At 50.2% G+C, this 22,681-nt stretch carries 22 protein-coding genes, 4 tRNA genes and 1 riboswitch; of the genes, 21 read left to right on the top strand and 5 right to left on the bottom strand.

Annotated elements, in window-relative coordinates; all coding sequences use genetic code 11:
* Nucleotides 1-4 precede the first annotated feature (4 nt).
* The 4 genes from guaA (at nt 5) to ABNS49_RS09965 (ending at nt 4,203) form a co-directional block, all read left to right on the top strand.
* The gene (gene guaA, locus ABNS49_RS09980) at nt 5-1,546 is read left to right on the top strand and encodes a glutamine-hydrolyzing GMP synthase (RefSeq protein ID WP_135980907.1); all 1,542 of its coding nucleotides are present in this window, start codon (nt 5-7) and stop codon (nt 1,544-1,546) included.
* An 805-nt stretch (nt 1,547-2,351) separates the two neighbouring features.
* On the top strand, nt 2,352-2,768 hold the full coding sequence (locus ABNS49_RS09975) for a YjdF family protein (RefSeq protein ID WP_135980906.1): 417 nt from the start codon (nt 2,352-2,354) through the stop codon (nt 2,766-2,768).
* Nucleotides 2,769-2,809: 41 nt separating this feature from the next.
* Complete coding sequence (locus tag ABNS49_RS09970; RefSeq protein ID WP_135980905.1) at nt 2,810-3,265, top strand: GNAT family N-acetyltransferase; 456 nt, start codon at nt 2,810-2,812, stop codon at nt 3,263-3,265.
* A complete protein-coding gene (locus ABNS49_RS09965; protein WP_277820845.1) occupies nt 3,262-4,203 on the top strand; it encodes a hypothetical protein in 942 nt (313 codons plus the stop codon). Before ABNS49_RS09970 ends, ABNS49_RS09965 begins: the two co-directional genes overlap by 4 nt.
* A gap of 127 nt (nt 4,204-4,330) precedes the next feature.
* Here the strand turns inward: ABNS49_RS09965 and ABNS49_RS09960 are convergent, their stop codons facing one another.
* Both ABNS49_RS09960 and ABNS49_RS09955 read right to left on the bottom strand, forming a co-directional pair.
* Nucleotides 4,331-4,660, bottom strand: coding sequence for a hypothetical protein (locus tag ABNS49_RS09960; RefSeq protein WP_135980903.1), 330 nt, complete (start codon nt 4,658-4,660; stop codon nt 4,331-4,333).
* Nucleotides 4,647-5,507, bottom strand: a complete 861-nt coding sequence (locus tag ABNS49_RS09955) for an AraC family ligand binding domain-containing protein (protein WP_135980902.1) — start codon at nt 5,505-5,507, stop codon at nt 4,647-4,649. The genes ABNS49_RS09960 and ABNS49_RS09955 overlap by 14 nt, the downstream gene beginning before the upstream one ends.
* Before the next feature lie 120 nt (nt 5,508-5,627).
* Here ABNS49_RS09955 and ABNS49_RS09950 point away from each other — a divergent pair, with 120 nt between their 5' ends.
* The 6 genes from ABNS49_RS09950 (at nt 5,628) to ABNS49_RS09925 (ending at nt 9,635) form a co-directional block, all read left to right on the top strand.
* On the top strand, nt 5,628-5,849 hold the full coding sequence (locus ABNS49_RS09950; RefSeq protein ID WP_277820844.1) for a hypothetical protein: 222 nt from the start codon (nt 5,628-5,630) through the stop codon (nt 5,847-5,849).
* On the top strand, nt 5,846-7,225 hold the full coding sequence (locus tag ABNS49_RS09945; protein ID WP_135980901.1) for an alpha-galactosidase: 1,380 nt from the start codon (nt 5,846-5,848) through the stop codon (nt 7,223-7,225). Before ABNS49_RS09950 ends, ABNS49_RS09945 begins: the two co-directional genes overlap by 4 nt.
* On the top strand, nt 7,119-8,462 hold the full coding sequence (locus ABNS49_RS09940) for a glycoside hydrolase family 1 protein (protein ID WP_277820846.1): 1,344 nt from the start codon (nt 7,119-7,121) through the stop codon (nt 8,460-8,462). Before ABNS49_RS09945 ends, ABNS49_RS09940 begins: the two co-directional genes overlap by 107 nt.
* Nucleotides 8,463-8,853: 391 nt before the next feature.
* A complete protein-coding gene (locus ABNS49_RS09935; RefSeq protein ID WP_135980899.1) occupies nt 8,854-9,399 on the top strand; it encodes a TIGR00730 family Rossman fold protein in 546 nt (181 codons plus the stop codon).
* Between the two features lie 65 nt (nt 9,400-9,464).
* Nucleotides 9,465-9,541: transfer RNA gene (locus ABNS49_RS09930), tRNA-Ile, on the top strand.
* An 18-nt stretch (nt 9,542-9,559) separates the two neighbouring features.
* Nucleotides 9,560-9,635: transfer RNA gene (locus tag ABNS49_RS09925), tRNA-Ala, on the top strand.
* A 122-nt stretch (nt 9,636-9,757) separates the two neighbouring features.
* Here the strand turns inward: ABNS49_RS09925 and ABNS49_RS09920 are convergent.
* On the bottom strand, nt 9,758-9,961 hold the full coding sequence (locus ABNS49_RS09920) for a hypothetical protein (RefSeq protein WP_289116232.1): 204 nt from the start codon (nt 9,959-9,961) through the stop codon (nt 9,758-9,760).
* A gap of 190 nt (nt 9,962-10,151) precedes the next feature.
* On the opposite strand from ABNS49_RS09920, the gene ABNS49_RS09915 reads away from it, so the two are divergent.
* From ABNS49_RS09915 to uvrB, 9 genes are all read left to right on the top strand, one after another.
* Nucleotides 10,152-10,228: transfer RNA gene (locus ABNS49_RS09915), tRNA-Ile, on the top strand.
* Nucleotides 10,229-10,246: 18 nt separating this feature from the next.
* Nucleotides 10,247-10,322, top strand: a tRNA-Ala gene (locus tag ABNS49_RS09910).
* Nucleotides 10,323-10,717: 395 nt separating this feature from the next.
* The gene (gene ftsX / locus ABNS49_RS09905; protein WP_135980897.1) at nt 10,718-11,689 is read left to right on the top strand and encodes a permease-like cell division protein FtsX; all 972 of its coding nucleotides are present in this window, start codon (nt 10,718-10,720) and stop codon (nt 11,687-11,689) included.
* Entirely contained in the window at nt 11,686-13,062 is a 1,377-nt protein-coding gene (locus ABNS49_RS09900; protein WP_135980896.1) for a M23 family metallopeptidase, read from the top strand. Before ftsX (ABNS49_RS09905) ends, ABNS49_RS09900 begins: the two co-directional genes overlap by 4 nt.
* Nucleotides 13,063-13,075: 13 nt before the next feature.
* A complete protein-coding gene (gene ftsE, locus ABNS49_RS09895) occupies nt 13,076-13,762 on the top strand; it encodes a cell division ATP-binding protein FtsE (RefSeq protein ID WP_135980895.1) in 687 nt (228 codons plus the stop codon).
* Nucleotides 13,759-14,661 carry a permease-like cell division protein FtsX gene (ftsX, locus tag ABNS49_RS09890; protein ID WP_135980894.1) on the top strand — a complete coding sequence of 301 codons (903 nt, stop codon included), beginning with the start codon at nt 13,759-13,761 and terminating at the stop codon, nt 14,659-14,661. Before ftsE ends, ftsX (ABNS49_RS09890) begins: the two co-directional genes overlap by 4 nt.
* 41 nt (nt 14,662-14,702) lie before the next feature.
* The gene (locus tag ABNS49_RS09885; protein ID WP_288342267.1) at nt 14,703-16,151 is read left to right on the top strand and encodes a S41 family peptidase; all 1,449 of its coding nucleotides are present in this window, start codon (nt 14,703-14,705) and stop codon (nt 16,149-16,151) included.
* Between the two features lie 29 nt (nt 16,152-16,180).
* Nucleotides 16,181-16,855: a hypothetical protein gene (locus ABNS49_RS09880; RefSeq protein ID WP_135980893.1), complete on the top strand. Its 675-nt coding sequence runs from the start codon at nt 16,181-16,183 to the stop codon at nt 16,853-16,855.
* A 13-nt stretch (nt 16,856-16,868) separates the two neighbouring features.
* Nucleotides 16,869-18,833, top strand: coding sequence for an excinuclease ABC subunit UvrB (gene uvrB, locus ABNS49_RS09875; RefSeq protein ID WP_135980892.1), 1,965 nt, complete (start codon nt 16,869-16,871; stop codon nt 18,831-18,833).
* 53 nt (nt 18,834-18,886) lie between these two features.
* Here the strand turns inward: uvrB and ABNS49_RS09870 are convergent, their stop codons facing one another.
* Nucleotides 18,887-19,555, bottom strand: a complete 669-nt coding sequence (locus tag ABNS49_RS09870; protein WP_135980891.1) for a uracil-DNA glycosylase — start codon at nt 19,553-19,555, stop codon at nt 18,887-18,889.
* Between the two features lie 54 nt (nt 19,556-19,609).
* On the opposite strand from ABNS49_RS09870, the gene ABNS49_RS09865 reads away from it, so the two are divergent.
* Complete coding sequence (locus tag ABNS49_RS09865) at nt 19,610-20,767, top strand: Mur ligase family protein (protein ID WP_135980890.1); 1,158 nt, start codon at nt 19,610-19,612, stop codon at nt 20,765-20,767.
* 19 nt (nt 20,768-20,786) lie between these two features.
* Here ABNS49_RS09865 and ABNS49_RS09860 read toward each other — a convergent pair whose 3' ends face one another.
* Nucleotides 20,787-21,332: a folate family ECF transporter S component gene (locus tag ABNS49_RS09860; protein WP_135980889.1), complete on the bottom strand. Its 546-nt coding sequence runs from the start codon at nt 21,330-21,332 to the stop codon at nt 20,787-20,789.
* Nucleotides 21,333-21,391: 59 nt separating this feature from the next.
* A riboswitch (THF riboswitch) is annotated at nt 21,392-21,488 on the bottom strand.
* A gap of 163 nt (nt 21,489-21,651) precedes the next feature.
* On the opposite strand from ABNS49_RS09860, the gene pta reads away from it, so the two are divergent.
* A complete protein-coding gene (pta, locus tag ABNS49_RS09855) occupies nt 21,652-22,626 on the top strand; it encodes a phosphate acetyltransferase (protein ID WP_277820841.1) in 975 nt (324 codons plus the stop codon).
* Nucleotides 22,627-22,681 lie beyond the last annotated feature (55 nt).

The raw sequence follows: 22,681 nt of genomic DNA, 5'->3' as shown, positions 1-22,681 counted from the left end.
AATCATGCCAGATAAAATCGTAGTGCTGGATTTTGGAAGCCAATACAACCAGTTGATTGCGCGCCGTATTCGAGAGTTCGGTGTGTATTCGGAACTGCACTCCAACGAAATGACGTTGGATGAGATCCTCGCGTTAGGGGATGTCAAAGGAATCGTGTTTTCGGGTGGACCGAACAGCGTCTATGCCGAGGACGCGCCCAAATGCGATCCGGCTATTTTAACGTCGGGAATTCCTTTGTTGGGCATCTGTTACGGGATGCAGCTCGTTCAGCTTGAAATGGGTGGAAAAGTCGAACCGGGAGACAGTTCGGAATATGGAAGAACCCGGATCCAGGTAGAGCGGGAAAGCCTGCTTTTTCACGATCTGCCGGCGGATGAGATCGTTTGGATGTCGCATGGCGACAAGGTGACCGAGCTGGCGCCTGGTTTCGAGATGGTGGCGAAAAGCGAGAACTGTCCGTTCGCGGCGGCGCAAAACGTGGACAAGAATATGTACACCTTGCAGTTTCATCCGGAAGTGCGCCATACGGAATATGGAAACGCGATTTTGAAAAACTTCGTGTTCGAGATCGCGAAGGCGAAACCGAACTGGTCGATGAAGGATTTTATCGCGACGGAGAAGGCGCTCATTCGTGAAAAGGTCGGTACGGACAAAGTGCTGCTTGGTTTGAGCGGCGGCGTGGATTCGAGCGTCGTGGCGGCCCTTTTGCACGAGGCGATCGGCGACCAGCTGATTTGTATGTTCATCGACCATGGCCTGCTGCGCAAAGGCGAGGCGGAATCCGTTATGGAAACGTTTGGCAAAAACATGAATATCAACCTTGTGAAAATCGACGCGAAGAAGCGGTTCATGGACAAGCTGAAGGGCGTGTCGGATCCGGAGCAGAAGCGCAAGATCATTGGCAACGAGTTCGTATACACGTTTGACGAGGAAGTGAAGAAGCTGACGGAAGGCGAGGACATCAAGTGGCTGGCGCAAGGCACGCTGTATACGGATGTCATCGAGTCGGGTACAAAAACGGCCCAGACGATCAAGTCGCATCACAATGTCGGCGGTTTGCCAAAGGATATGCAGTTCCAGCTGATTGAGCCGTTGAACACTTTGTTTAAAGACGAGGTGCGCGCGCTTGGAACCGAGCTTGGCCTGCCGGACGAAATGGTTTGGCGTCAGCCGTTCCCGGGACCTGGTCTTGGTATCCGCATTTTGGGCGATGTGACGGAAGAGAAGCTGAAGATCGTTCGGGACAGCGACTATATCTTGCGTGAGGAGATCGCGAAAGCGGGACTGGATCGCGAGATCTGGCAGTACTTTACGGCGTTGACGAACATGCGCAGCGTCGGTGTCATGGGCGACCAGCGCACATACGACTACGCGGTGGCCATTCGGGCGGTGACGAGCATCGACGGCATGACGGCGGATTGGGCGAAGATCCCGTACGACGTGCTGGATACGATTTCAACGCGCATCGTCAACGAGGTGGATCATGTCAACCGCGTGCTGGTGGACATTACGAGCAAGCCTCCTGGAACGATTGAGTTTGAATAGGGTTTTACTGAAATGATTTGAGCGACAGGCAATGAAAGTTGTTTGTCGCTTTTTATTTGGCAAGTATAAACTGTTTGTGTTTTGTGATAAAATTTGACAATCTCATTTTTGGGCTTGTGGGAAAAATCTACAATCCCGATTTTAAACCTATCGAATTCGATAGGTTTAAAGCAGAATCGAGGGATAATGCGTTTACGCCTTAGCATGGGATAAAAGCAACAGACGCAAGCGGTATCATATCAAAAACTGGCTGATATGGTGGGACTTACGTTGAAAGGTTGAAAATATTAAGGGAAAAAGCATACAGGCAATTAGAGTTGCTTAAAAAGAGTCAAAATACGATTGAAGCACTCAAGAAAAATCTTATTGAAGACGTGGAAACAAACCGTTGATTTTCCAAACAAAATGGCTTATAAACTGAATCCGAGTTTATTGTTTATTATTCACTGTTATAAAGGTAGAATAATAGGGATAAATCGAAGAATTAAAAAAACGAATATGGTAACCTATCATCTCTAAACAAAATTAATTGATGGTTGATATTGAATAAAAGTTTATAGAAATGATTTGAGCGACAGGCAGTATATAATGAATCGCCTGTCGTTTTTATGTGAGAAGATAAACATTTTATCTAGAAAAAGAAGAAGCAGTGAGGTAATGTATAGGCACAAAGATAAAAACACAACGCAAGTCTAACTTGTAGAACTGGTAGGTAGTCCAGTCACACTATTTAGGTGTAAGTAACCCTCCCTCCTTAGGGTCGTCCGTTCTTTGTTCATCACAATCATTTTAAGGAGGAATTGTCGTGAACAAAATTTCGGGAAAGTTAACAGTATTTTTTGAAGACCCTTTTTGGGTAGGTGTGTTTGAACGTGTCGCCGAAGGCAAGCTATCCGTTTGTAAGGTTACGTTTGGGGCGGAACCTAAAGACTATGAGGTTTATGATTTTGTTCTGAAAAATTATCAGCGGCTACGATTTAGTCCGGCTGTGGCAACGGATGGAAAAGAATTAAGCTGCAATCCGAAACGGGTACAGCGTGAAGTGCGGAAACAGACGCAAAATATCGGAATGGGGACAAAATCACAGCAGGCTTTGAAATTACAGCGGGAGCAGTTGAAAATCGAGCGTAGGACTTTAAGCGGAGAGCAACGAAAAACAAAGAAAAAGCGGCAGTTTGAATTGAAACGGCAAAAAAGGAAAAACAAACATAAGGGTAGGTAATACTACCCCTTTTCCTTAGACCATAGGAAGGAGAATATCGTTTGAAAATCATAGAAGTGAAAGAACGGCCGGATGCATTGGTGAACCAGCTGCTGGCTGTATGGGAAAGCTCGGTGCGCGCGACGCATCTATTCCTGTCCGAAGAGGAAATTCAAATGATCAAGGAATATGTACCGCAGGCGTTGCGGGATGTTCCTTGTTTGGTTTTGATCGAAAACAAAAAACAAGTCCCGGTTGGCTTTATGGGGATCGCGAACCAGCATCTGGAAATGCTGTTTATTGCGCAGGAACAACGCGGAAAAGGATTTGGCAAAGCGCTGCTTCAATACGGAATGGATCAATACGCGATTCACGATTTGGCGGTAAACGAGCAAAATCCGCTGGCGAAAGGATTTTACGAGAAGATGGGCTTTGAAGTGTACAAAAGAACGGAATGCGATGAGCAGGGCGGTCCGTATCCGCTTTTGTATATGAAACGAAAGGGAGAATGTATTTGAACGAAAAGAAAAAAGATCCAATCGTACACGAGGTGGACGGGCTTCGCTTCCATCTCAACACGAAACACGATTTTGCATGGCTCAAACGCTACGGGGAGGTGTTTTCCGTCATCGACGCGACCGGCTCCGGATGCGTATGCTTCGGAATGGACGACGGACAGAAAAAACGCTTCGTCAAAGTGGCGGGCATGGATACCGTCGAGGCGGAAATTTCACCCGGTCAGTCCATCGAAACGTTGAAACACGCGGTGAAATTGTATGAAGAGCTAAAACATCCGTATTTGATCACACTGCTTGACGCGTATCCGGTCGAAGACGGTTATGCGGCCGTGTTCGACTGGTGCGAAGGGGACTGTTTGTTTGAACACTGGAATTTTGACCGCTATAAAAACGGACAGACGGATCCGAGAGAACGATTCAAACAATTACCGGCCCTTCAAAAACTCGCTGTGGTGGACGCGATGTTTTCCTTTTTGGAAACCGTGGTCAAAAAAGGGTATGTGGCGGTCGACTTTTATGATGGAAGCCTCCTGTATGATTTTGCGAAAGACCAGATCATGATTTGCGACATCGACCTCTTTCAAAAAGGACCGCTCACCAACGAAATCGGTGCTGACTACTGGGGAACGAAACGGTTGAAAGCGCCCGAGGAATACGAGAAAGGGGCCGTAATCGACGAGCGAACCAACGTGTTTACGCTCGGCGCGCTGCTACTCGATTTTTTCGGGACGTACACGAAAGAGGAAGTGAAGCGCCGATACAAAGACTGCCGCGTTGTGCCTTGCGCGCTTGCTCAATGGTCGCTGAACGAACAAGCGTACGCTGTCGTTTGCCGGGCCGTCGATCCGGCTCCAGACAAACGGTATTCGACGATCGCCGCTTTTCATCGAGCCTGGCAAACCGCGATACACAACGAAAAAAAGCCGTTTTCTGCGTAGAAAAGGGCCTTTTATGAAGCAAGCTTCCTGCTTTTGCGCGTTCACGATCGGCCAGGTCGTGGATAGGGTTTGTTTTGGAAGAGCCGAGCGAAAATATAGAGCGAAACTGTCTGCGGACAGTTTTTTTTTATGACTGGATCTTCGGCTTGTTGAGCACATCGACAATGTCCTGAAGGGCGCGCCCGAGATGGCGCGTCAGGATCTGGCCGATTTCGCGCCGGTCGTTTTCATTGTATTCGTTGAGCAAATAATCGCCTTCGTCGAAGTCGAATGTGATTTCTCCTTGCGCAATCGAGATCTCGATTTCCGCGACGACTTCGGTCATAGCCAGCTTGTATAGCCTTTTTCCTTCCTCTGTTTCGAGAAATTGATAAAAGTTTTCTTTGCCGTTGGCAAGCATTTGACTAATTTGAATGAGGGCGTCGGTGCGAGCTTCCCGTTTTTCATGCAGGCTCATCGTTATCCTCCTTTCCCGGACCGGATTTCATTTGACGGTATTTTTTCGGAGACGATCCGATTTTCTGGGTAAATATTTTTGTAAAGTGAAGCGAGTCCTCAAACCCGACCGAACGGGCGATGACATGGATCGGCAGTTCGGTTTGAATGAGCAGCCGGCACGCCTCCTCCTCTTTCGTTTTCCAAATATACTCTTTCAAGGAAAGGTTCGTTTCCTGCTTGAACAGGCGGGAAAGATAGGAGCGGTGCAGCCCGGTATAGTCGGCGACATCCTGCACCCGGATCGGAACGTCGACGTGGCTCAAACAATACGTCATGATCTCCTTGATGTAGTCTTTGGAACTTCTTTTCGCTTCCTTGTTCTGGTTTGGAAAATGAAGCACCAGAAACGCCAGAAACTTGTACAACACGTGATTCAGCGCGAGATCGCGGATTTCAAAAGGCGACACGTACGCCCGCTGCATTTCAATAAAAAGCAGCGATAAATCGTAGTTTTGCGCGTAGTGTGCGATGGGCGAGTCGAAAAAGGAAGTTCTTCGCAAATACGACTCGATGTCGATGTGCGCGCCCGTCATGCCGATCCATCCATATCCCCAGGGGTCGTCTTTGTCGGCCTCGTAATAAATTTCCTGTCCCGGCACGATAAAAAACAAATCGCCGCGCGACAGACGATACGTTTGCCCGTTCACCTTGAAAATTCCTTTTCCCTGGGTCACGTAGTGGATCATAAAGCTTTTTCGCACCGCCGGACCATACGAATGCCCCGGTTCGCACTCCTCGTAGCCTTGCGTGTACACCATCGCCTCGGCGTTAAAGTAAAAATCCGTCGAATTGGTCGTGATGCGCATAAGTTCTCCTTTCCAAAGTCACATTTTTCCATAATTATATCACAACCATCTATGGGATGGTTGCGCTTTCATCTTTATAATGGTGCTGTCGACATCATAAAACAGAAGGAGAAATACACAATGAACCGATTGACAGACAAATTGATGGAAAAAATCGGCCCGTTTGCCGAAATGGTTTCCACCAACAAATATCTTTGCTCGCTGCGCGATGGTTTCATGGTCGCTTTCCCGGCGACGATGTTCGCGTCCATCGCCATCATCATTCAATACCTGCCCGCTACATTTGGCCTGGAAGGCGTCACGCCGTCGAAGAAATCCTCCCTTCGCGTCCGGTCGTTTTGAACAGCTGGGAAGCGATGTATTTTGATTTGAACGAAAAAAAACTGCTGCGGCTTGCCGAAGAGGCACGCGCCCTCGGGGTGGACTGCTTTGTCGTCGATGACGGCTGGTTCGGCCATCGGGACAACGACCGGTCGTCGCTTGGCGACTGGCATACGGACCGGAAAAAATTTCCGGAAGGGCTTGGCGCGTTCGCCAGGAAGATCCACGCAGCGGGAATGCAGTTTGGCTTGTGGTTCGAGCCGGAAATGGTCAACGAGGACGCCGCGTTTTATGCCGCGCATCCGGCATTTGTCGTCCGTCCGCCGCAAGGCCGGTACAGCTACGGCCGGGGGCAGCTCGTGCTTGATTTTGCCAATCCGGCGTGCGTGGACGCGGTGTACGCGCAAATGAAAACAATCATCGAGCAGACGAAGCTCGACTACATCAAGTGGGACATGAACCGCGATGTGACGGAGGCGTATTCCCCGTATCTCGCGTCGCAGGGGCGCTCGCAAAAGGAATTTTATCACCGGTATATCCAGGGGGTTTACGCGCTACATGAAAAAATCGCGAACGATTTTCCGCATGTGCTTGTGGAAGGGTGCGCGTCGGGCGGGGGCCGGTTTGATGCGGGCATCCTGTATTACGCGCCGCAAATCTGGACGAGCGACAATACCGACGCCTTCGCCCGTTTGGACATTCAGGCGGGATGCGCGCTGGCGTACCCGATGGCGTGCATGTCAAACCATATTTCGGCGGTGCCCAATCACCAGACGTTTCGAAAAACGAGTTTGACGATGCGGGAGCATGTGGCGGTGTTCGGGATCCTCGGCTTGGAACTGGATCTTTGCCAGTGCGCACCAAAAGAAAAGGAGCAGCTGAAAAGGGCGATCGCGGAATATAAAGCGATGCAGCCGCTGATTTTGAATGGCACGTTGTATGTCCATCCGAAACACGAAGGATGGCGGGCGTGGACGGCCATCGCCCGAAACAAGGCGACGTATTTGACGGGATTTTACAGCACGGTGGCTGATTTGCGGGTTTCCCGAAACGAGCGGGTGTGCGTTCCGGGGGTGGAGGCGAACGCGAAATATACGATCGAAGGCTGTTCGATCGACGGCGCGGTGCTCAAAGCGGGCGGCTTGCGGGTGCCGCTACGCTTTAATGGAGCCAACGGCGAGATGGCGGTGCTGAAGGGCGATTTTTGTTCGGCGCTGACCTGGAAAAGGGAGAAGACGGGCGATGAAGACGTTTTTAAAATTCCCGGATGGCTTTTGGTGGGGCGCGGCGATGAGCGGCCCGCAAAGCGAAGGCTGGGCCGGAAAACGATACGAAAACATCATGGACACGTGGTATCGGACGCGAAGGGAGGATTTCTTCGACGGCGTGGGGCCTGACGTGACGAGTGATTTTTTCCACCGGTTCGAGGAGGATTTCCGGCGGATGAAAGAGGCGGGGATCCACTCGTTTCGCACAAGCGTGCAATGGACAAGGCTGATTGCCGATTTTGAAACCGGAAAGCCGGACGCGCAGGGCGTGGCGTTTTACCGCTCGATGATCGAGGCGGCGAAGAAAAACGGGATCGAGCTCGTGCTTAATTTGCACCACTTCGACATGCCGACGATTTTGTTTGAGCGGTATGGCGGCTGGGAAAGCCGGCACGTCGTGGAGCTGTTCGCGAAGTTCGCGAAAACGGCGTTTGAATGCTTTGGAAACGATGTACGTTTCTGGACGACGTTCAACGAGCCGATGGTCATTGTGGATGGAGGATACTTGTATGGCTACCACTATCCGGGTTTGAAAGGCGAAGGCCGCCGCGGCGTGCAGGTTTTATACCATCTTTGTCTGGCGAGCGCGATGGCGGTGGAGCAATATCGAAAGCTGGGCTTGAAGGGAAAAATCGGCTTGATCGTGAATGTGACACCGGCGTATTCGAAATCAAACGGCGAGGCGGACCAAAACGCGGCGCGGTTCTTTGACTGGTTTCATTGGCGGTCGTTTCTGGATGTTAGTATTCTTGGACGTTTCCCCGAAGAGCTGGTGGATGTTTTGCGTCGTGATGGGGTGTTGTGGAACGCGAAGGAGGAAGACGAAGCGCTTTTGATGGCGAACCGGATCGACTTTGCGGGCATCAACTATTATCATCCGACCCGGGTGCAGGCCCCGGATTCGATCACGGAAACGGGCTGGCTGCCGGACCGGTACTACGCGCATTACGACTGGCCGCAAAAGCGAGTCAATGCGTCGAAAAACTGGGAAATCTTTCCTCGCGCGTTGTACGATGTGGCGATGGCGATGAAAACGTTGTATCCCGATACGCCGTGGTTTGTTTCGGAGTGCGGCATAGGGGTGCACGACGAGGAGCGCTTTCGGGATCCGGAGGGCGTGATCGACGATGCGTACCGGATCGCGTTTTTTGAGGAGCATCTCGAATGGCTGCATCAAGCGATACAGGAGGGAGCCGATTGTTTCGGGTTTCATGTGTGGGCGGCGCTGGACTGCTGGAGCTGGAACAACGCGTACCGCAACCGGTACGGTTTGATTGAAGTCGATTTGAGCGATCAAAGGCGAACGATGAAACGATCGGGAACATGGTATCGGAAGGTTTCGATGCGCAATGGATTGGAAAAATAAGAGCCTTCTTTTCAGGCTGCTGGCGAGTCAATGCCGGCAGCTTTTTGTGTTTTCGAGAGTTGGGTGGAATCAAAAAAGGGATAGCGGCTTACTATCCCTTTTGGATGGATCAAGAATGGAATGGCCTATCTTCTTCCTAGAAAAAATCCGACACCGATTCCGATGAGAACGGCGACGACAATAAGAATGAAGAAGGCGAGTCCGTTGATTGTGATATACATTGAGGTACACCTTCCTTTCTGGTTTTATGGTAAATGGAATGGCGGAAACCGTCAAAATATTTGCTTAAGGGGACAATCCAAAGCGGAAACGCAAAGGTGAGGGATGCGTAAAATGGCGTTTGGGAAGACAGGCGTGCTACACTAGAGAGGATAAAAAGGAGGATCATGCAATGCGAATTTGTGTATATGGCGCAAGCAGCAACGACATTGATCAAGCGTATTTGAATGCAGGATACGAACTTGGAAAACAAATGGCGGAAAAGAAAATCGAACTGGTGTTTGGCGGAGGCGCCACGGGAATCATGGGCGCTGTCAATCGCGGCGTGCTTGAAAATGGCGGAACGTCGATTGGCGTGGCTCCTAAATTTTTTGACCAGCCCGGCATTTTGGCGAAGGATTGCACCCAGTTTATTTTTACGAATACGATGCGGGAGCGCAAACAGAAAATGGAGGATTTGGCCGACGCCTTTATTATGATGCCAGGCGGTATCGGAACGTACGAGGAGTTTTTTGAAATCCTGACGTTGAAGCAGCTCGACCAAAACCATAAGCCGCTTGTGATTTTGAGTACCAACGGGTATTACGATTCGCTGCTTTCTTTGCTCAATGGAATGCTGGCCGATCGCTTTATGAGCGAGCATGTCATGACGCTTGTATCGACAGCGTATGAGCCGATGGCCGCGTTGTCGCAAATCGAAAGCGAACAGACAAAGTAACAATTTTAAAAAAAAGTTTGACAAACCCGCATTTACGGGGTATTATAACTAAGTATTCAGCGAATGGGCCTGTAGCTCAGGTGGTTAGAGCGCACCCCTGATAAGGGTGAGGTCGTTGGTTCAAGTCCATTCAGGCCCACCATTTGCTGAATTATGATGTGGGGTGTTAGCTCAGCTGGGAGAGCACCTGTTTTGCACGCAGGGGGTCAGGAGTTCGATCCTCCTACGCTCCACCATATTGAAATGAATGTTCTCATCTTCGGATGGGAACTTTTTTTATAACAACCCTGTCCGTAATCGTAGGTGCCGAGGCTGCCAGCAAAAAAGGTGATTCTTCCAAATGGAATCACCTTTTTTGTTACTGGCAACGATCTTGATTCGAAGCATCCTCCTGCGAACGCATATCCGCGGCGATCAGGGCTTTGACATACGGGCCGAACGCTTTGTCAGAGAGCCACTCGATCATTTCTTTTTCGGTATTCTTGTTAAATCGAATGCCTTTGAGGACGGTGTTCTTCTTATTGTATTTGTTGCTAGCACGGATTTGAGCCGGACTTGACATGAGTTTTCGTTTTTCCTTTCTTTTGAGGCCTTCGGCATAGCTTTGTTTATATTGTTTTATTCTATATTGCTATTATAACAACATTTAACAACCCGTTCAATGGGATAAGAATTTAAAATTTGAGAAAATTTGATTTTTTTTGTTGACATTGGATCGCTCCCAAGGTATTATGATGGAGCATTCAGCGAATGGGCCTGTAGCTCAGGTGGTTAGAGCGCACCCCTGATAAGGGTGAGGTCGTTGGTTCAAGTCCATTCAGGCCCACCATTTGCTGAATTATGATGTGGGGTGTTAGCTCAGCTGGGAGAGCACCTGTTTTGCACGCAGGGGGTCAGGAGTTCGATCCTCCTACGCTCCACCATATTGAAATGAACGTTCTCATCTTCGGATGGGAACTTTTTTTGCCTGATTTGTTACAAAAGGGTCAATACATACTCTTCACGGCAGGGGATAGATTTTATATACTTTTAGACGGAGGTTTTGCGCACGAGATCTTGCTGTGATCGTACGTAACAAAATTGTGATGGAAGCGTGAAATCTCCGGCACTCCGAAAGGAGTGCTTTTTTTCAGGGCACAAAAAAAACAAAGGCGAGATCGACCCGCCTTTGCATTTTTGAGTTTTAAATAATTATTTTTAGGAGAGAGATTATAGAAGAGAATTTTATTGTGCTCTCTTAACACACCTATAAGATACGGCTTTTTTGTGTTTTAACAATAATCTTTTTTTGGGAAAAAATGTGAGTTTTCCTAAGATTATGGAAAATAAAAAGAAACCGATGGGAAAACAAACCGTATGGTATAATAGGAAAAACCGGAGGGACTTTATGCTCTTATTTTTGAAAAGTATCCCGCGACTTTATCGAAGCGCACGCAAAGATCTCAGCCGTCATTTTCCAATGGCGTTTTCCTCGGCCTTGTCGATTGGAATCGCTTTGCTCATTGCGATGCTGCTCGTTGTCGTGGCCGCCAATATCAATCGTTTTACCAATTCAATCGAAGAAGAACTCGTCATTCAGGCTTCCATTTCCCCGACTTTAGCCGAAAGCTCCAAAGAAAGCTTGCGTGAACAAATCGCGCAAATAGACGGAATCGAGTCCGTTCAGTTTTCTTCCAAAGAAGAAGAGCTGGACAAGCTCATTCAGGAAAATGGCGATGTCTTTTCCCGCTACGCCGAAGAAGGCCGAAATCCGCTGTACGATATTTACATCATCGAAGTGCGGGACCCTGAACACATTGACGAGATTTCCGCAGCCGTCGAAGAAATCCCGGGCATCAACGCGGTGAATTACGGCGGTGGCGCCATTACGAAACTCGTGTCGATTTTCCAGGTTTTGCGCCGATACGGCAGCGTGCTCGTCTTGTTTATGATTTTGCTCGCCATCTTCCTGATTCGAAACACAATTAAAATGACGATTCATGTGCGAAAAGATGAAATCGCGATCATGCGCCAGGTCGGCGCCTACAACTGGTACATTACGACGCCATTCGTACTCGAAGGCATGGTCATCGGCGCCTGGGGCGCGCTGATTCCCGCGCTACTTGTCGGCATCGGCTATCCGCTCTTTTACCAGGGCATGCATGGCGTGTTCATTTCCGATTTGTTCCAGCTGCTCGCCCCGTTTCCTTTTGTCGTATGGATCGTGCTTGGTTTGTTCGCCATTGGATTGGGAACCGGAATGATCGGCTCCTTCCTGGCGGTTAGAAAGTATGTAAGGTGGATACGATGAAGACAACTCGAAAGATTTTTGGCCTGGTCTGGGCGGTTTGCGTCGGCGCAGCTTGTTTGCTGCCGGTTTACGCCGAAGACTACTCCAATACCGAAGAATGGTACACAAAGTGTACGAAGCCGCAAACAAGCGAAAGCGATGTGAAAGCCTGTGAAGGGTTTCAGCAATACCAAAACGAAAAAAGGCAGCAGCTCTCCAGCAGCATAAACAATTTTAACGAATCCATCGCGACGCTGGAAAACGATGTGGAACGGGTCGCTTCGCTTGCGCAGGAACAAAAAGCGCTCGCCGAGCAGCTGTCGGCTCAAATCGCCGAAACGGAAAACGCGATCGCTATGCTCGACACGAACATCCGGCAGCTTGAAAATGAAATCCAGGCCAAGCAAGCCGAGATCGAAATGTGGGACGCGCAAATCAAAGACCGGATGCGCCAGGAGCAATCCAGTCTTGGCACCAACATGGTCATCGACCTGGTGATGGGCAGCAAAGATCTCAACGACATGCTTCGACGCATTAGCGGGATCGAGCGCATCACCGAAAACGATCAAGACCAAATCGAGCAGCTCAACAAACTCAAAGCGGAGCTGGAAGTGCAGCGCGCCGAAGTCGTCCGCCTCAAAGAGGAACAGGAAGCGCACCGCCAGCAGCTCGAAAACCAAAAGGCGGAAGCCAAAGCGCTCGAAGAAAGCTACAACGCGCTCGTCGCGCAATACGAGCAGCAAATTGCCGAGCTGCAAGCGCAAAAACGCGCCGCGCAAGCCGACATGGACGCCATACGTCCATTCACTATCACGACCGCCATGGCCGGCACCGTGCTCTCCAGCGTGCCCGGCTTTGTCCTCCCGATTTCGGGCGGCGGCAAGTCCGCCGGAACGTGGGCGTATCCGTCCGGCGGGTTGCATCTCGGTCTGGATTGGGCTGTTCCGATCGGAACGCCCGTCGTGGCACCGGCCGACGGCCTGATTTTGTACGCCGCCAACCCGGTCCCGAGCAATTCCGGCTATTTAGGCAACTGGTCGGGCTATCCGATCGGCGGCGGAAACACCGTCGAAATGCTGTGCAACGTCAACGGGACGCTATACGCTATCTCGTTTGCCCATCTTTCGCAAGAGGGCATGGCGGTCAGCGCCGGCCAAATGGTCAGCCAGGGGCAGGTCATTGCGGCCACGGGCAATTCCGGCAACACATCCGGTCCGCATTGCCACATCGAAGTATACAATTTAGGAAATATGAGCGTCGAACAAGCCGTGCAGCGATTTGCGGCCGGCGCGGACTTTGCGTGGGGCACTGGCTGGAACACAACCTCCACGTCGTGCGAGGCAACCGGCGGCGCCACACCATGTCGCGAAAGACCGGAGAAATTTTTCTCCTAGAAAGGTTTCAACCATGATCGAATTGAAAAATGTCACCAAAGCGTATCCGAACGGGGTCCACGCGCTCAATCACGTGGATCTATCCATCGAAGACGGGGAGTTCGTTTACGTGATTGGCGCCACGGGATCCGGGAAAAGCACGCTGATCAAGCTGCTCAATGGCGAGGAAGTCGCCGATGAAGGAACCGTGATTGTCAACGGAGTCGATGTCGGGGCACTCAAACACCGCAAGGTTCCAGCCTACCGAAGAAACATTGGCTGTATTTTTCAAGACTATCGTCTGCTGCCCAAGCTGACGGTGCAGGAAAACATCGCGTTCGCGCTGGAAGTCATTGGCATGCCGAAAAAAGCCATCAAGACGCGGGTTCGCGAAATTTTGGATTTAGTGGATTTGCGCGACAAAGCCCGCAGCTACCCGGACGAGTTATCGGGCGGCCAGCAGCAGCGTGTCACGATCGGCCGGGCGATTGCCAATCGGCCGAAAATCCTGATCGCCGACGAGCCAACCGGAAATCTGGATCCGGAAAAAAGTCTGGAAATCATCCGGCTGCTTGAAAAAATCAATCACAACTTCGGCACGACGATCGTGATGGTGACGCACGACAAAGAACTCGTGGACCGCTTTCGGAAGCGCACGATTATTTTGGATGGCGGCTATGTGATCCACGATTCGAGCGCGGGTGGATACAAGAGCTTATGAAACGACAGCTGACGTTGCTCGGATACGAGCTGAAATACGCCTGGCTCGGCTTGCGCCGGCACTTTCTGTTGTCGGTTTCCGCGCTCTCCGCAGTCACCATCACGCTGCTGCTCGTTGGGGTGTTTTTAATCGTCGGGCTACACATTGAACATTTTTCAAGCCGGGTCGAAGGCGATTTGTCGATTCATGTCGTGCTGGATCCGCAAATCCGCGACACGGCCCAAATCGACGACATCGAAACGAAAATCAAAGACATTCCCGGTGTCAAAACGATCGTGTTTTCAAGCCGGGCGGACGAGCTCGCCCTCATGGTCAAAGAAAAAGGCGAAGCGTTTTCCATGTACGAAGGCGACGAAAATCCGCTGGGGGACGCGTTTTTCGTCTATGCCAACCAGGGGGACGATCTGGCCGCCGTCAGTTCGCAAATCGACATGATTCCCGGTGTCGCCTCCGTCGCGTATGGCGGCGGAAGCGTGCGCTCGCTTGTCGATTTGCTGGCGCAAGTGCGCGTGATTGCCGGAGCGGGAATCCTCCTGCTTCTTCTCCTTTCGTTCTATTTGATTTATAATACGATCCGTACTACGATATATTCGCGTTCGGATGACATTATAATTATGCGGCAAGTCGGCGCGGAAAACTCGTTTGTAAAACGGCCGTTCGAAATGGAAGGGCTGATGATCTCGCTTTGCGGGGCGCTCATTCCGTTTTTGCTCATCGCATGGGGATATCCGAAGTTTTATGACAGTATGAATGGAAGGCTGTTTGCGAGTGTGTTCGAACTCGTCGCGCCAAACGCAATCCTTGGATGGTGCGCGGCGCTGCTGCTCGGCACAGCGATTCTAATCGGGATCTTCGCGAGTTTTCTAGCCGTGAGCAAATATTTAAAAGAAAAACGATAGGAGTGCTCCTATCGTTTTATGGCATAGCAGGAGGGACCGGAGTGAAAAAAACCAAGAAGCCAAGTGAGAAATTGACAACGAAAGAAAAGGGGCTTATCGTCGGATTGTGCGTCGTCTGCTTTGGAGCCGGCGTTTCGGTCCCCCTTTTGATGGAAAAAGCCCAAAGAAAGGACACCGGCCAGTTTGAAAAGCTCGAAACGATTTACGATTTAATGACGAACAAGTGGTATTACGCCAATGAAATCGACGATGTGCAGGATACGCTGGTCGAGCAAGCCATTGATGGCATGACAACCAATGAAATAGATCCCCATACGACGTATATGGGGCTTGACCAGGCCAAGCGGTTTTCCGACGCGCTGTCAGGCTCCAACGTCGGCATCGGCGTCGGCTTTTTCCGCAACGAGGCGGGCAACATGGTCGTGCGCAGCGTGTACATCGGCTCGGCGGCCGACCAGGCTGGTTTAACGGAAGGCGATATCATTACGAAAGTCGGAAATTTGAACTGCGCGCAGGCCACCAGCGACGAAATCATTGACACCATTAAAAACCACGCGGATCAAAAACTGGAAATCGAGTATGAACGCGATGGCAAGTCTAACCAAACGACCGTCACGCCTGGCGAATACGATTCGACGGTCATTTGCCGGCTCTTTGACGATTACGGGGAAATCATTTTATCCAGTTTTTCGGAAAACAGCGGAAAGGACTTCCATGAAGCCATCCAGCAAATCGAGAAAGCCGGATTGAAAAAGCTTGTGATTGATTTACGCGACAACACCGGCGGTTATTTGGACGCGGCGCAAACGATCGCTTCCTCGCTGCTGCCGGAAAACAGCGTCGTGTTCCAGGAAAAACAAAAAAACGGGAAAATCGAAGAAACTCTCGTTTCCAAAGAATACGATCCGACGGATTTCGATCAAATCGTCATTCTTCAAAACGGCAACACCGCCAGCGCTTCGGAAGTGCTCATCGGGGCGCTCAAGGACAATTTAGGGGACAAAGTAAAAACCGTTGGCGTCAACACATATGGGAAAGGAACGAAACAAGTGCTCATTCCATTTGAGGATGGAACGTCGTTAAAATATACGGAAACCGAATGGATCACGCCGAATGGAACTTCCATCAATCAAGTCGGCTTTGCGCCGGACGTGGAAGTGGCGGATCAGGAAATTCGTTCCGTGTACTATTCCACCGAGAATAAGGATTTGGAATTTGGTCCGGATGAAGTGGCCGCCAACGCCCAGGCGCTCCAAATGTATTTGGCGTATTTAGGGTACGCGGTCGATCGAACCGACAACTATTTTTCCCAGGCGTCTTCGGAAGCGCTGAAGCAGTTCCAGCGCGATCACGATCTTAACGTCACCGGCCGCAGCGACGAAGCGACATGGAAGGCGCTGGAAGACAACGTTCTTCTTGAAATCAATAAAAACGAAGCCAAAGACGATACCCAACGGCAAAAAGCCATCGAAATGATCACGCAGGAGTAAACCGCAAAAACAATTAAGGGGGCGATTGCATGCGTCAATCAAAAAAAAGGGTGAACAAGACTTCGCTCACCCATTCTTTTTTACAGTCTGTCGGAACATACAGTACGTATATTTCGATTTTTATCGCCGCGTTCTCGCTCGTTTTCGGGATCATCACGTACATGATGACAATCCAGATCGAGGAGCACTCCAACTATTTATCCGATTTGCAGGCGCCATGCGTCTACACGATGACCATTACCGGACAAGACCGGTTTCCGGCCGCGGATTCAAGCAAAACGATTATCACGCTGCCCAAAACGAGAATCGCGTTCGATATTTCGAGCGGTTCGATTTTGGATATCGGCAATGTAGTCATGGTCGATGAAGAAACCGTCGGGAAAATCGACTCCTGGTCGGTGTCGGAGCATCAGACGGATCGGAAAGCGAAAACGGAAAATAAAAAAAGAACCGCCAAAACCGATTCGCTGACGTACCGGCCGGAAACGTGGAACTACGATCCGGAAACCAAAACGGCCTACACGGTGCTTTTCGTCAAGACCGGCAACAACACGAGCGATATTTGGCTGCTCATTATGGATAAAAATAAAAATTTGAAAATTTATGGATACGACGCTTTGCCAACGGATCAGAAAACCGCGTATCCAACCGCATTTCAGGCGTATCGAAGCGCCCGGAAGTTTTTAGTAGAAAACAACATTTAAAAGGAGGGAAGACATGGATCATTTTGAATTGGTGTCTGAATACAAACCAAGCGGCGATCAGCCCGAAGCGATTCAGGAGCTGGTGGAAGGCATTCGCGAAGGAAAAAAAGCGCAAGTGCTTCTGGGCGCGACCGGAACCGGAAAAACGTTTACGATTTCCAATGTGATTGAACAAGTCAACAAGCCAACGCTGGTGTTTGTCCACAATAAAACGCTCGCTTCCCAGCTGTATTCGGAATTCAAAGAGTTTTTTCCAAACAACCACGTAGAGTACTTTGTATCCTATTTCGATTATTATCAGCCGGAAGCGTACATGCCCAAAACTGACACGTACATTGACAAAAACACCAAAACCAACGAGGAACTCGACATGCTGCGCATGGCGGCCGTCAACGCCGCGCTTCATCATCGCGACACGATCATTGTTGCCAGTGTCGCTTCGATTTACGGCGCCAGCAATCCGAATCAATACAAAGACATGATTGAAACGATTCATGTCGGCGACGTGATCGAACGCAATGAACTCATGCTTAAGCTCGTCGGCCAGCAATACAAGCGCAACGACATGGATCCGGCGCGCGGCACGTTTCGGGTTCGCGGCGACACGATCGAAATCACGCCGGGCCACACCGACGCGTATTTGATCCGCATCGAAATGTTTGGTGATGAAATTGAGCGCATTTGCGAAGTCGATCCGCTAACCGGCAAGCTCAACGCCGCCTACCAGATGTACAACATTTATCCGGCCAACGGCTACGCGACGAGCATGGACATTATGAAAAAGGCGGCCTCCAAAATCGAACAGGAGCTAGAAGAACGACTGGAATACTTCGATTCGATGGGCAAGCCTTTGGAAAAAGAACGGCTCGAGCAGCGGTGCCGGTACGATATCGAGGCCCTTCGCGAATTTGGCGTATGCCCGGGCATTGAAAACTATTCCCGGCACATTGACGGCCGCAAGGAAGGCGAGCGCCCGTATACGCTGTTTGACTACTTTCCGGACGATTACTTGCTGGTAGTCGATGAAAGCCACGTATCGCTGCCGCAAATTCGCGGCATGTTCAACGGCGACAAGGCCCGCAAGCAAACTTTGGTTGATTACGGATTCCGGCTGCCAAGCGCTTTGGACAACCGGCCGCTGAAATTTGACGAATTTGAATCCATTACGCCGCAGTCGATTTTCGTTTCGGCTACGCCGGGTGATTACGAGCTGGAACGCACCGACGGCCATGTCGTAGAGCAAATTATCCGGCCAACCGGATTGCTGGATCCCGTCGTGGAGGTTCGTCCAATCGAAGGCCAAATCGACGATTTGGTGGATGAAATCAAAGAACGGATTGCGCGGCATGAAAGAACGCTGGTGACGACATTAACGGTTCGGATGGCGGAAGACTTGACGTCGTATTTGAAAAACATGGATTTGAAAGTGGCGTGGCTGCACCATGAAGTGACGACGATTGAGCGAACAGAAATCATCCACGATTTGCGGGAAGGAAAATACGATGTTCTCGTCGGGATCAACTTGCTGCGGGAAGGACTGGACATTCCGGAAGTGTCGCTGATCGCGATTTTGGACGCGGATAAGGAAGGCTTTTTGCGTTCGCGCCGTTCGCTCATCCAGATCATTGGCCGGGCGGCCCGCAATGCGCAAGGAAAAGTCATTATGTATGCGGATAAGATCACTGAAAGCATGGACGAGGCCATCAAGGAAACGGCCAGACGCCGGGCAATCCAGATGGAGTACAACGAGAAGCATCATATCGTGCCAAAAACGATCGTCAAGCCGATTCACGATGTCGTGCGTTCCAAAGAAACGAAAGAGGCAACGAAAAAATACTTGAAACGAAAGAAAATCAGTGCCAAGGAAAAGGAAAAGATGATTACCGATTTGACAGCCGAGATGAAGGAAGCGGCCAAGGAGCTCGATTTCGAACGGGCTGCCCAGCTGCGGGATATGATTCTCGAGTTGCAGGACTAAAAAACGAAAAAAAAGCGCGGAAAGCAATCCACTATGCAAATTCCGCGCTTTTTTTATTGATTGGACTCGGTCCAGCGAATTGGGGTTTCGTGATGCGCTTCCAGATATTCGTTGGCTTTTTTAAAGCAGTTGCTGCCAAAAAAACCGCGGGAAGCCGACAACGGCGAAGGGTGGGCGGACTCCAAAATCAAATGGTTCGGATTGGTGAGAAATTTTTTCGCTTCTCGTGCTTTGGCACCCCACAAGATGAAGACGATCGGCTGCGGCAAATCGTTGAGCGCCTTTAAAATTTCATTGGTGAACAGCTGCCAGCCGATTTTTTGATGCGACAACGGCTGGTGTTCCCGAACCGTTAAAATCGGATTGAGCAGCAGGACGCCTTGCCGGGCCCAGTCCCGCAAATCCCCGGTGCGTTGGACAGAAGTATGATATTCCGCTTCCAGCTCTTTATAAATGTTTTTGAGAGAAGGCGGCAGCGGAATTTCCGGATTGACGGAAAAGGCCAGACCGTGCGCCTGCCGGGGGCCATGATAAGGGTCCTGTCCGAGAATGACGACTTTGACTTGCGACGGGGAGGTCAGTTCAAGAGCCGAAAAGATTTGATCTTTGGGGGGATAAACGGTTGTGGTTTTGTATTCGGCCGCCAGCAGTTTTTTGAGCGCCTGCATATACGGTTTGGCGCATTCTTGCTCCAAAATAAAGTTCCATTCGTTATGAATCATGTTTTCTTCCTCGTTTCCATTGGTTTTTCTCCTTCAATCTTATAAAATGAATCCATGACAGTTCAAGAAAAAATTTACTGGATGGAAAATCAACGAGGGAAAAACCATCCGCTTCCTGTTTTTCGGGCCTGGCTTGACAAGGCGCTTCCCCGCCATCGTCAACTCAAGCTCATTCAAGTCGGCGGCACCAATGGCAAAGGGAGCACATGCCAGTGGCTGAGCAGCCTGCTCGAGAAAGCCGGCTATCGAACCGGAGTGTTTACGAGTCCGCATTTGATCTCGCATACGGAGCGGATCCGCGTGGGCCGCACGCCGATTTCACTGGAAGCATGGGAGACAATCTTTGACCGGTATGCCGCTTTTTTTCAGGAAAACAAACTGACTATGTTTGAAATGGATCTTTTTATGGCGATTGCGTATTTTTTAGAGCAGGATATCCAATACGGGATCATCGAAGTCGGCATGGGGGGCCGGCTGGATGCGACCACCGCGCTCGATTATCTGGCCACGCTCATTACCAATGTCGGAATGGATCATATGGAGTATTTAGGAAACAGCTTAAACGCTATCGCAAAGGAAAAAGCGGGAATTTTTAAAGAAGGCACACTGGCTATCGCTTACGATACGACGTGCTTTGCGGTGATGGAGGAAGAAGCGCTGGCGCGCCGGACTTCGCTGCTTGTCGCCGACTACGACGTTTCCCGGTTCGATCTTTCCAAACTGGCGGCGTATCAGCGGGACAATTTGATTTTGGCACTAAGCGCGCTGGAACAGCTGCGGCTGTTGAAGCCCGCCGTGATCCAGCCGGTCATCGACGACTATCAATGGGCCGGTCGCTTCATGTTGCTGCGCCAGCAGCCGAAGCTGATTGTGGATGGAGCCCACAACGTGCCGGGAATCCGGGCCCTTGTTCGATCGCTGCCGGTCTTTCAAGGCGAGATTTATTTTTCCGCGTTGAAGGAAAAGGAAATAGACGCGATGCTTCAAATTTTAGCGAGTCTGGAGCAGCCAATCACCCTGGTGCATTTTGACAGCACGCGTCTTTGCGATCTGGATGCGCTGCAAGCCCGTTACGGATTGCCCTGCATAGATGTGACGGCGTTGATGACCCGCCTGCAAAACACCGAAAAAGACACGCTCGTGTGCGGCTCGCTGTATTTTGTTGGCGATGTGCTCGCGCGCTGGCAGACGTTGCCAAACAAAAACAACTAAAAAAGCCCGGAAGGGCTTTTTAAATTTTAATGGAAGGCCGCAGGCGTTCGCATATTTTTAAGATAGAAAACAACAGTGCGACATCGACCGGGAATAAAATCACGTTTTTTAAGACGCGAGCGCCAAGCAAAACGAAGAAGCTGTCCCCGTACATGATTGAAAGCCAAAGCGAATTGAGGATCATGTAAACGAAGACGACGATCAAAGCTCTGGCGACGACGATTTTCCACAGTTTAATGGTTTGCTGATAAAAAAACGAGGAAAAGATCAGCGCGATGAGCATGGCGTTCAGCGCGTAGCCGGGAAAATACGGACCGTCGGGATGCATCGCGTAGCCGATGAAATCCATGACAAAGGCGGCCAGCATATTCGGATACGGTCCGTAAAAATAACAGCTGGCGGCTGTCGCTAAAAACCCGAATGTGATCCGCAGCGTCGGACCTAAATAAATGTTGAACGAATTGAGGATGATCTGCAATCCGCAAAACAGGGCGACACCAACAAGGACGCGTGTGTTTTTAAGAGAGCGCACGTTGTCTTTCAGCATAACAAAGTAATCATTCATAAAAAAACCTCCTTTCCCTTTGTGCGAAGAAAAAAGAGGTTGATCTGGTTTTTCTAGGCAACAGCGGGATGCAAGCTACGAATCGCAAGATGCCTTTTCGTTCCGAAACCAACTCCCCGTGTTCCGGACACTTAACGTTCATAACTTTACTCTGCTACAAGGCTAGTATAGACCTTGAAAACACGCTTGTAAATGCGTTTTTACGGCCAGTTTGCGAAAACGCTTTCTTCTTTTAGGTATGCTAAAAACTTCACAATCTTTCGTATAGAAAATTCGTCGTTCCTGTTTTATACTACAAATGAAAAGAGGAAATAAAACTATGATTATTGATAAATTGGAAGAGAAAATCCGAGGGAAAGGCACGAAGATCGTCTTTACGGAAGGATGGGATCCGCGCGTGCAGCAGGCGGCCATCGAATTGGCGAAAAAAGATGTCGTGCATCCGATTTTGCTTGGCGAAAAAGATGAAATCGAGAGCTGCGCCAAAGAGCACGGCTTTGATTTGACGAACATTGAAACGATTGCTCCATCGGAATTTCCGGACATGGACAAAATGGCTATCAAAATGGTTGAACTTCGTCGTGGTAAACTGGATATGGAACGTTGCCGCAAAGCGCTGGAAAGCACGAACTATTTTGGAACGATGCTCGTACAAATGGGCTACGCTGACGGCTTGTTAGGTGGCGCGACGTACTCAACCGCCGATACGGTTCGTCCGGCATTGCAGCTTGTCAAGGCGGCGCCGGGCAACGCGCTCGTTTCTTCGGCGTTCCTTCTGGTCAAAGGCGAAGAGGAATATGTCATGGGCGACTGCTCGATCAACATCAATCCAAATGCGGATGATCTGGTCGAGATCACGATGCAGACAGCCAACACGGCGCGTCAATTTGGCTTGGAACCGAAGGTGGCACTGCTTTCCTACTCGACGATGGGATCTGCAAAAGGAGACTGTGTGGCGAAAATGGCGGAAGCCGCTGTTCGTTTGAAACGGATGCCGATTGATTTTGACGTGGATGGCGAGATGCAGTTTGACTGCGCTGTCAGCGAAGATGTAGCGTCTTTGAAAGCGCCGCATTCCAAAGTGGCAGGCCATGCCAATACGTTTATTTTCCCGAACCTTTCTTCCGGAAATATCGGGTATAAGATCGCGGCCCGTCTTGGCGGCTGGGAAGCGATTGGTCCGGTTCTGCAAGGCCTCAATGCGCCAATCAATGATTTGTCCCGTGGATGCACCTGGGAGGAAATTTATAAAATGGCCATCGTGACGGCAGCGCAGCGCTCGCTTGGTATTTAATTTGTAAATGAAGAAGATCGAACCGGTTCGCCGGTTCTTTTTTGTGCGTTCTAAT

The sequence above is a fragment of the uncultured Dubosiella sp. genome, assembly GCF_964018005.1.
Taxonomy (GTDB): Bacteria; Bacillota_I; Bacilli_A; order Erysipelotrichales; family Erysipelotrichaceae; genus Dubosiella; species Dubosiella muris.
The sequence above is the reverse complement of the archived record's forward strand: the minus strand, read 5'-3'. Positions and strand labels throughout refer to the sequence as shown.

What these genes read in the sequence shown, in the direction of transcription:
- guaA (WP_135980907.1), top strand. Translation starts at nt 5, where the DNA reads ATGCCAGATAAAATCGTAGTGCTGGATTTTGGAAGCCAATACAACCAG.
- ABNS49_RS09960 (WP_135980903.1), bottom strand. Translation starts at nt 4,660, where the DNA reads ATGAGCCTGCATGAAAAACGGGAAGCTCGCACCGACGCCCTCATTCAA.
- ABNS49_RS09955 (WP_135980902.1), bottom strand. Translation starts at nt 5,507, where the DNA reads ATGCGCATCACGACCAATTCGACGGATTTTTACTTTAACGCCGAGGCG.
- ABNS49_RS09950 (WP_277820844.1), top strand. Translation starts at nt 5,628, where the DNA reads ATGAACCGATTGACAGACAAATTGATGGAAAAAATCGGCCCGTTTGCC.
- ABNS49_RS09940 (WP_277820846.1), top strand. Translation starts at nt 7,119, where the DNA reads ATGAGCGGCCCGCAAAGCGAAGGCTGGGCCGGAAAACGATACGAAAAC.
- ABNS49_RS09935 (WP_135980899.1), top strand. Translation starts at nt 8,854, where the DNA reads ATGCGAATTTGTGTATATGGCGCAAGCAGCAACGACATTGATCAAGCG.
- ABNS49_RS09920 (WP_289116232.1), bottom strand. Translation starts at nt 9,961, where the DNA reads ATGTCAAGTCCGGCTCAAATCCGTGCTAGCAACAAATACAATAAGAAG.
- ftsX (WP_135980897.1), top strand. Translation starts at nt 10,718, where the DNA reads ATGGAAAATAAAAAGAAACCGATGGGAAAACAAACCGTATGGTATAAT.
- ABNS49_RS09900 (WP_135980896.1), top strand. Translation starts at nt 11,686, where the DNA reads ATGAAGACAACTCGAAAGATTTTTGGCCTGGTCTGGGCGGTTTGCGTC.
- ftsE (WP_135980895.1), top strand. Translation starts at nt 13,076, where the DNA reads ATGATCGAATTGAAAAATGTCACCAAAGCGTATCCGAACGGGGTCCAC.
- ftsX (WP_135980894.1), top strand. Translation starts at nt 13,759, where the DNA reads ATGAAACGACAGCTGACGTTGCTCGGATACGAGCTGAAATACGCCTGG.
- ABNS49_RS09880 (WP_135980893.1), top strand. Translation starts at nt 16,181, where the DNA reads ATGCGTCAATCAAAAAAAAGGGTGAACAAGACTTCGCTCACCCATTCT.
- uvrB (WP_135980892.1), top strand. Translation starts at nt 16,869, where the DNA reads ATGGATCATTTTGAATTGGTGTCTGAATACAAACCAAGCGGCGATCAG.
- ABNS49_RS09870 (WP_135980891.1), bottom strand. Translation starts at nt 19,555, where the DNA reads ATGATTCATAACGAATGGAACTTTATTTTGGAGCAAGAATGCGCCAAA.
- ABNS49_RS09865 (WP_135980890.1), top strand. Translation starts at nt 19,610, where the DNA reads ATGACAGTTCAAGAAAAAATTTACTGGATGGAAAATCAACGAGGGAAA.
- ABNS49_RS09860 (WP_135980889.1), bottom strand. Translation starts at nt 21,332, where the DNA reads ATGAATGATTACTTTGTTATGCTGAAAGACAACGTGCGCTCTCTTAAA.
- pta (WP_277820841.1), top strand. Translation starts at nt 21,652, where the DNA reads ATGATTATTGATAAATTGGAAGAGAAAATCCGAGGGAAAGGCACGAAG.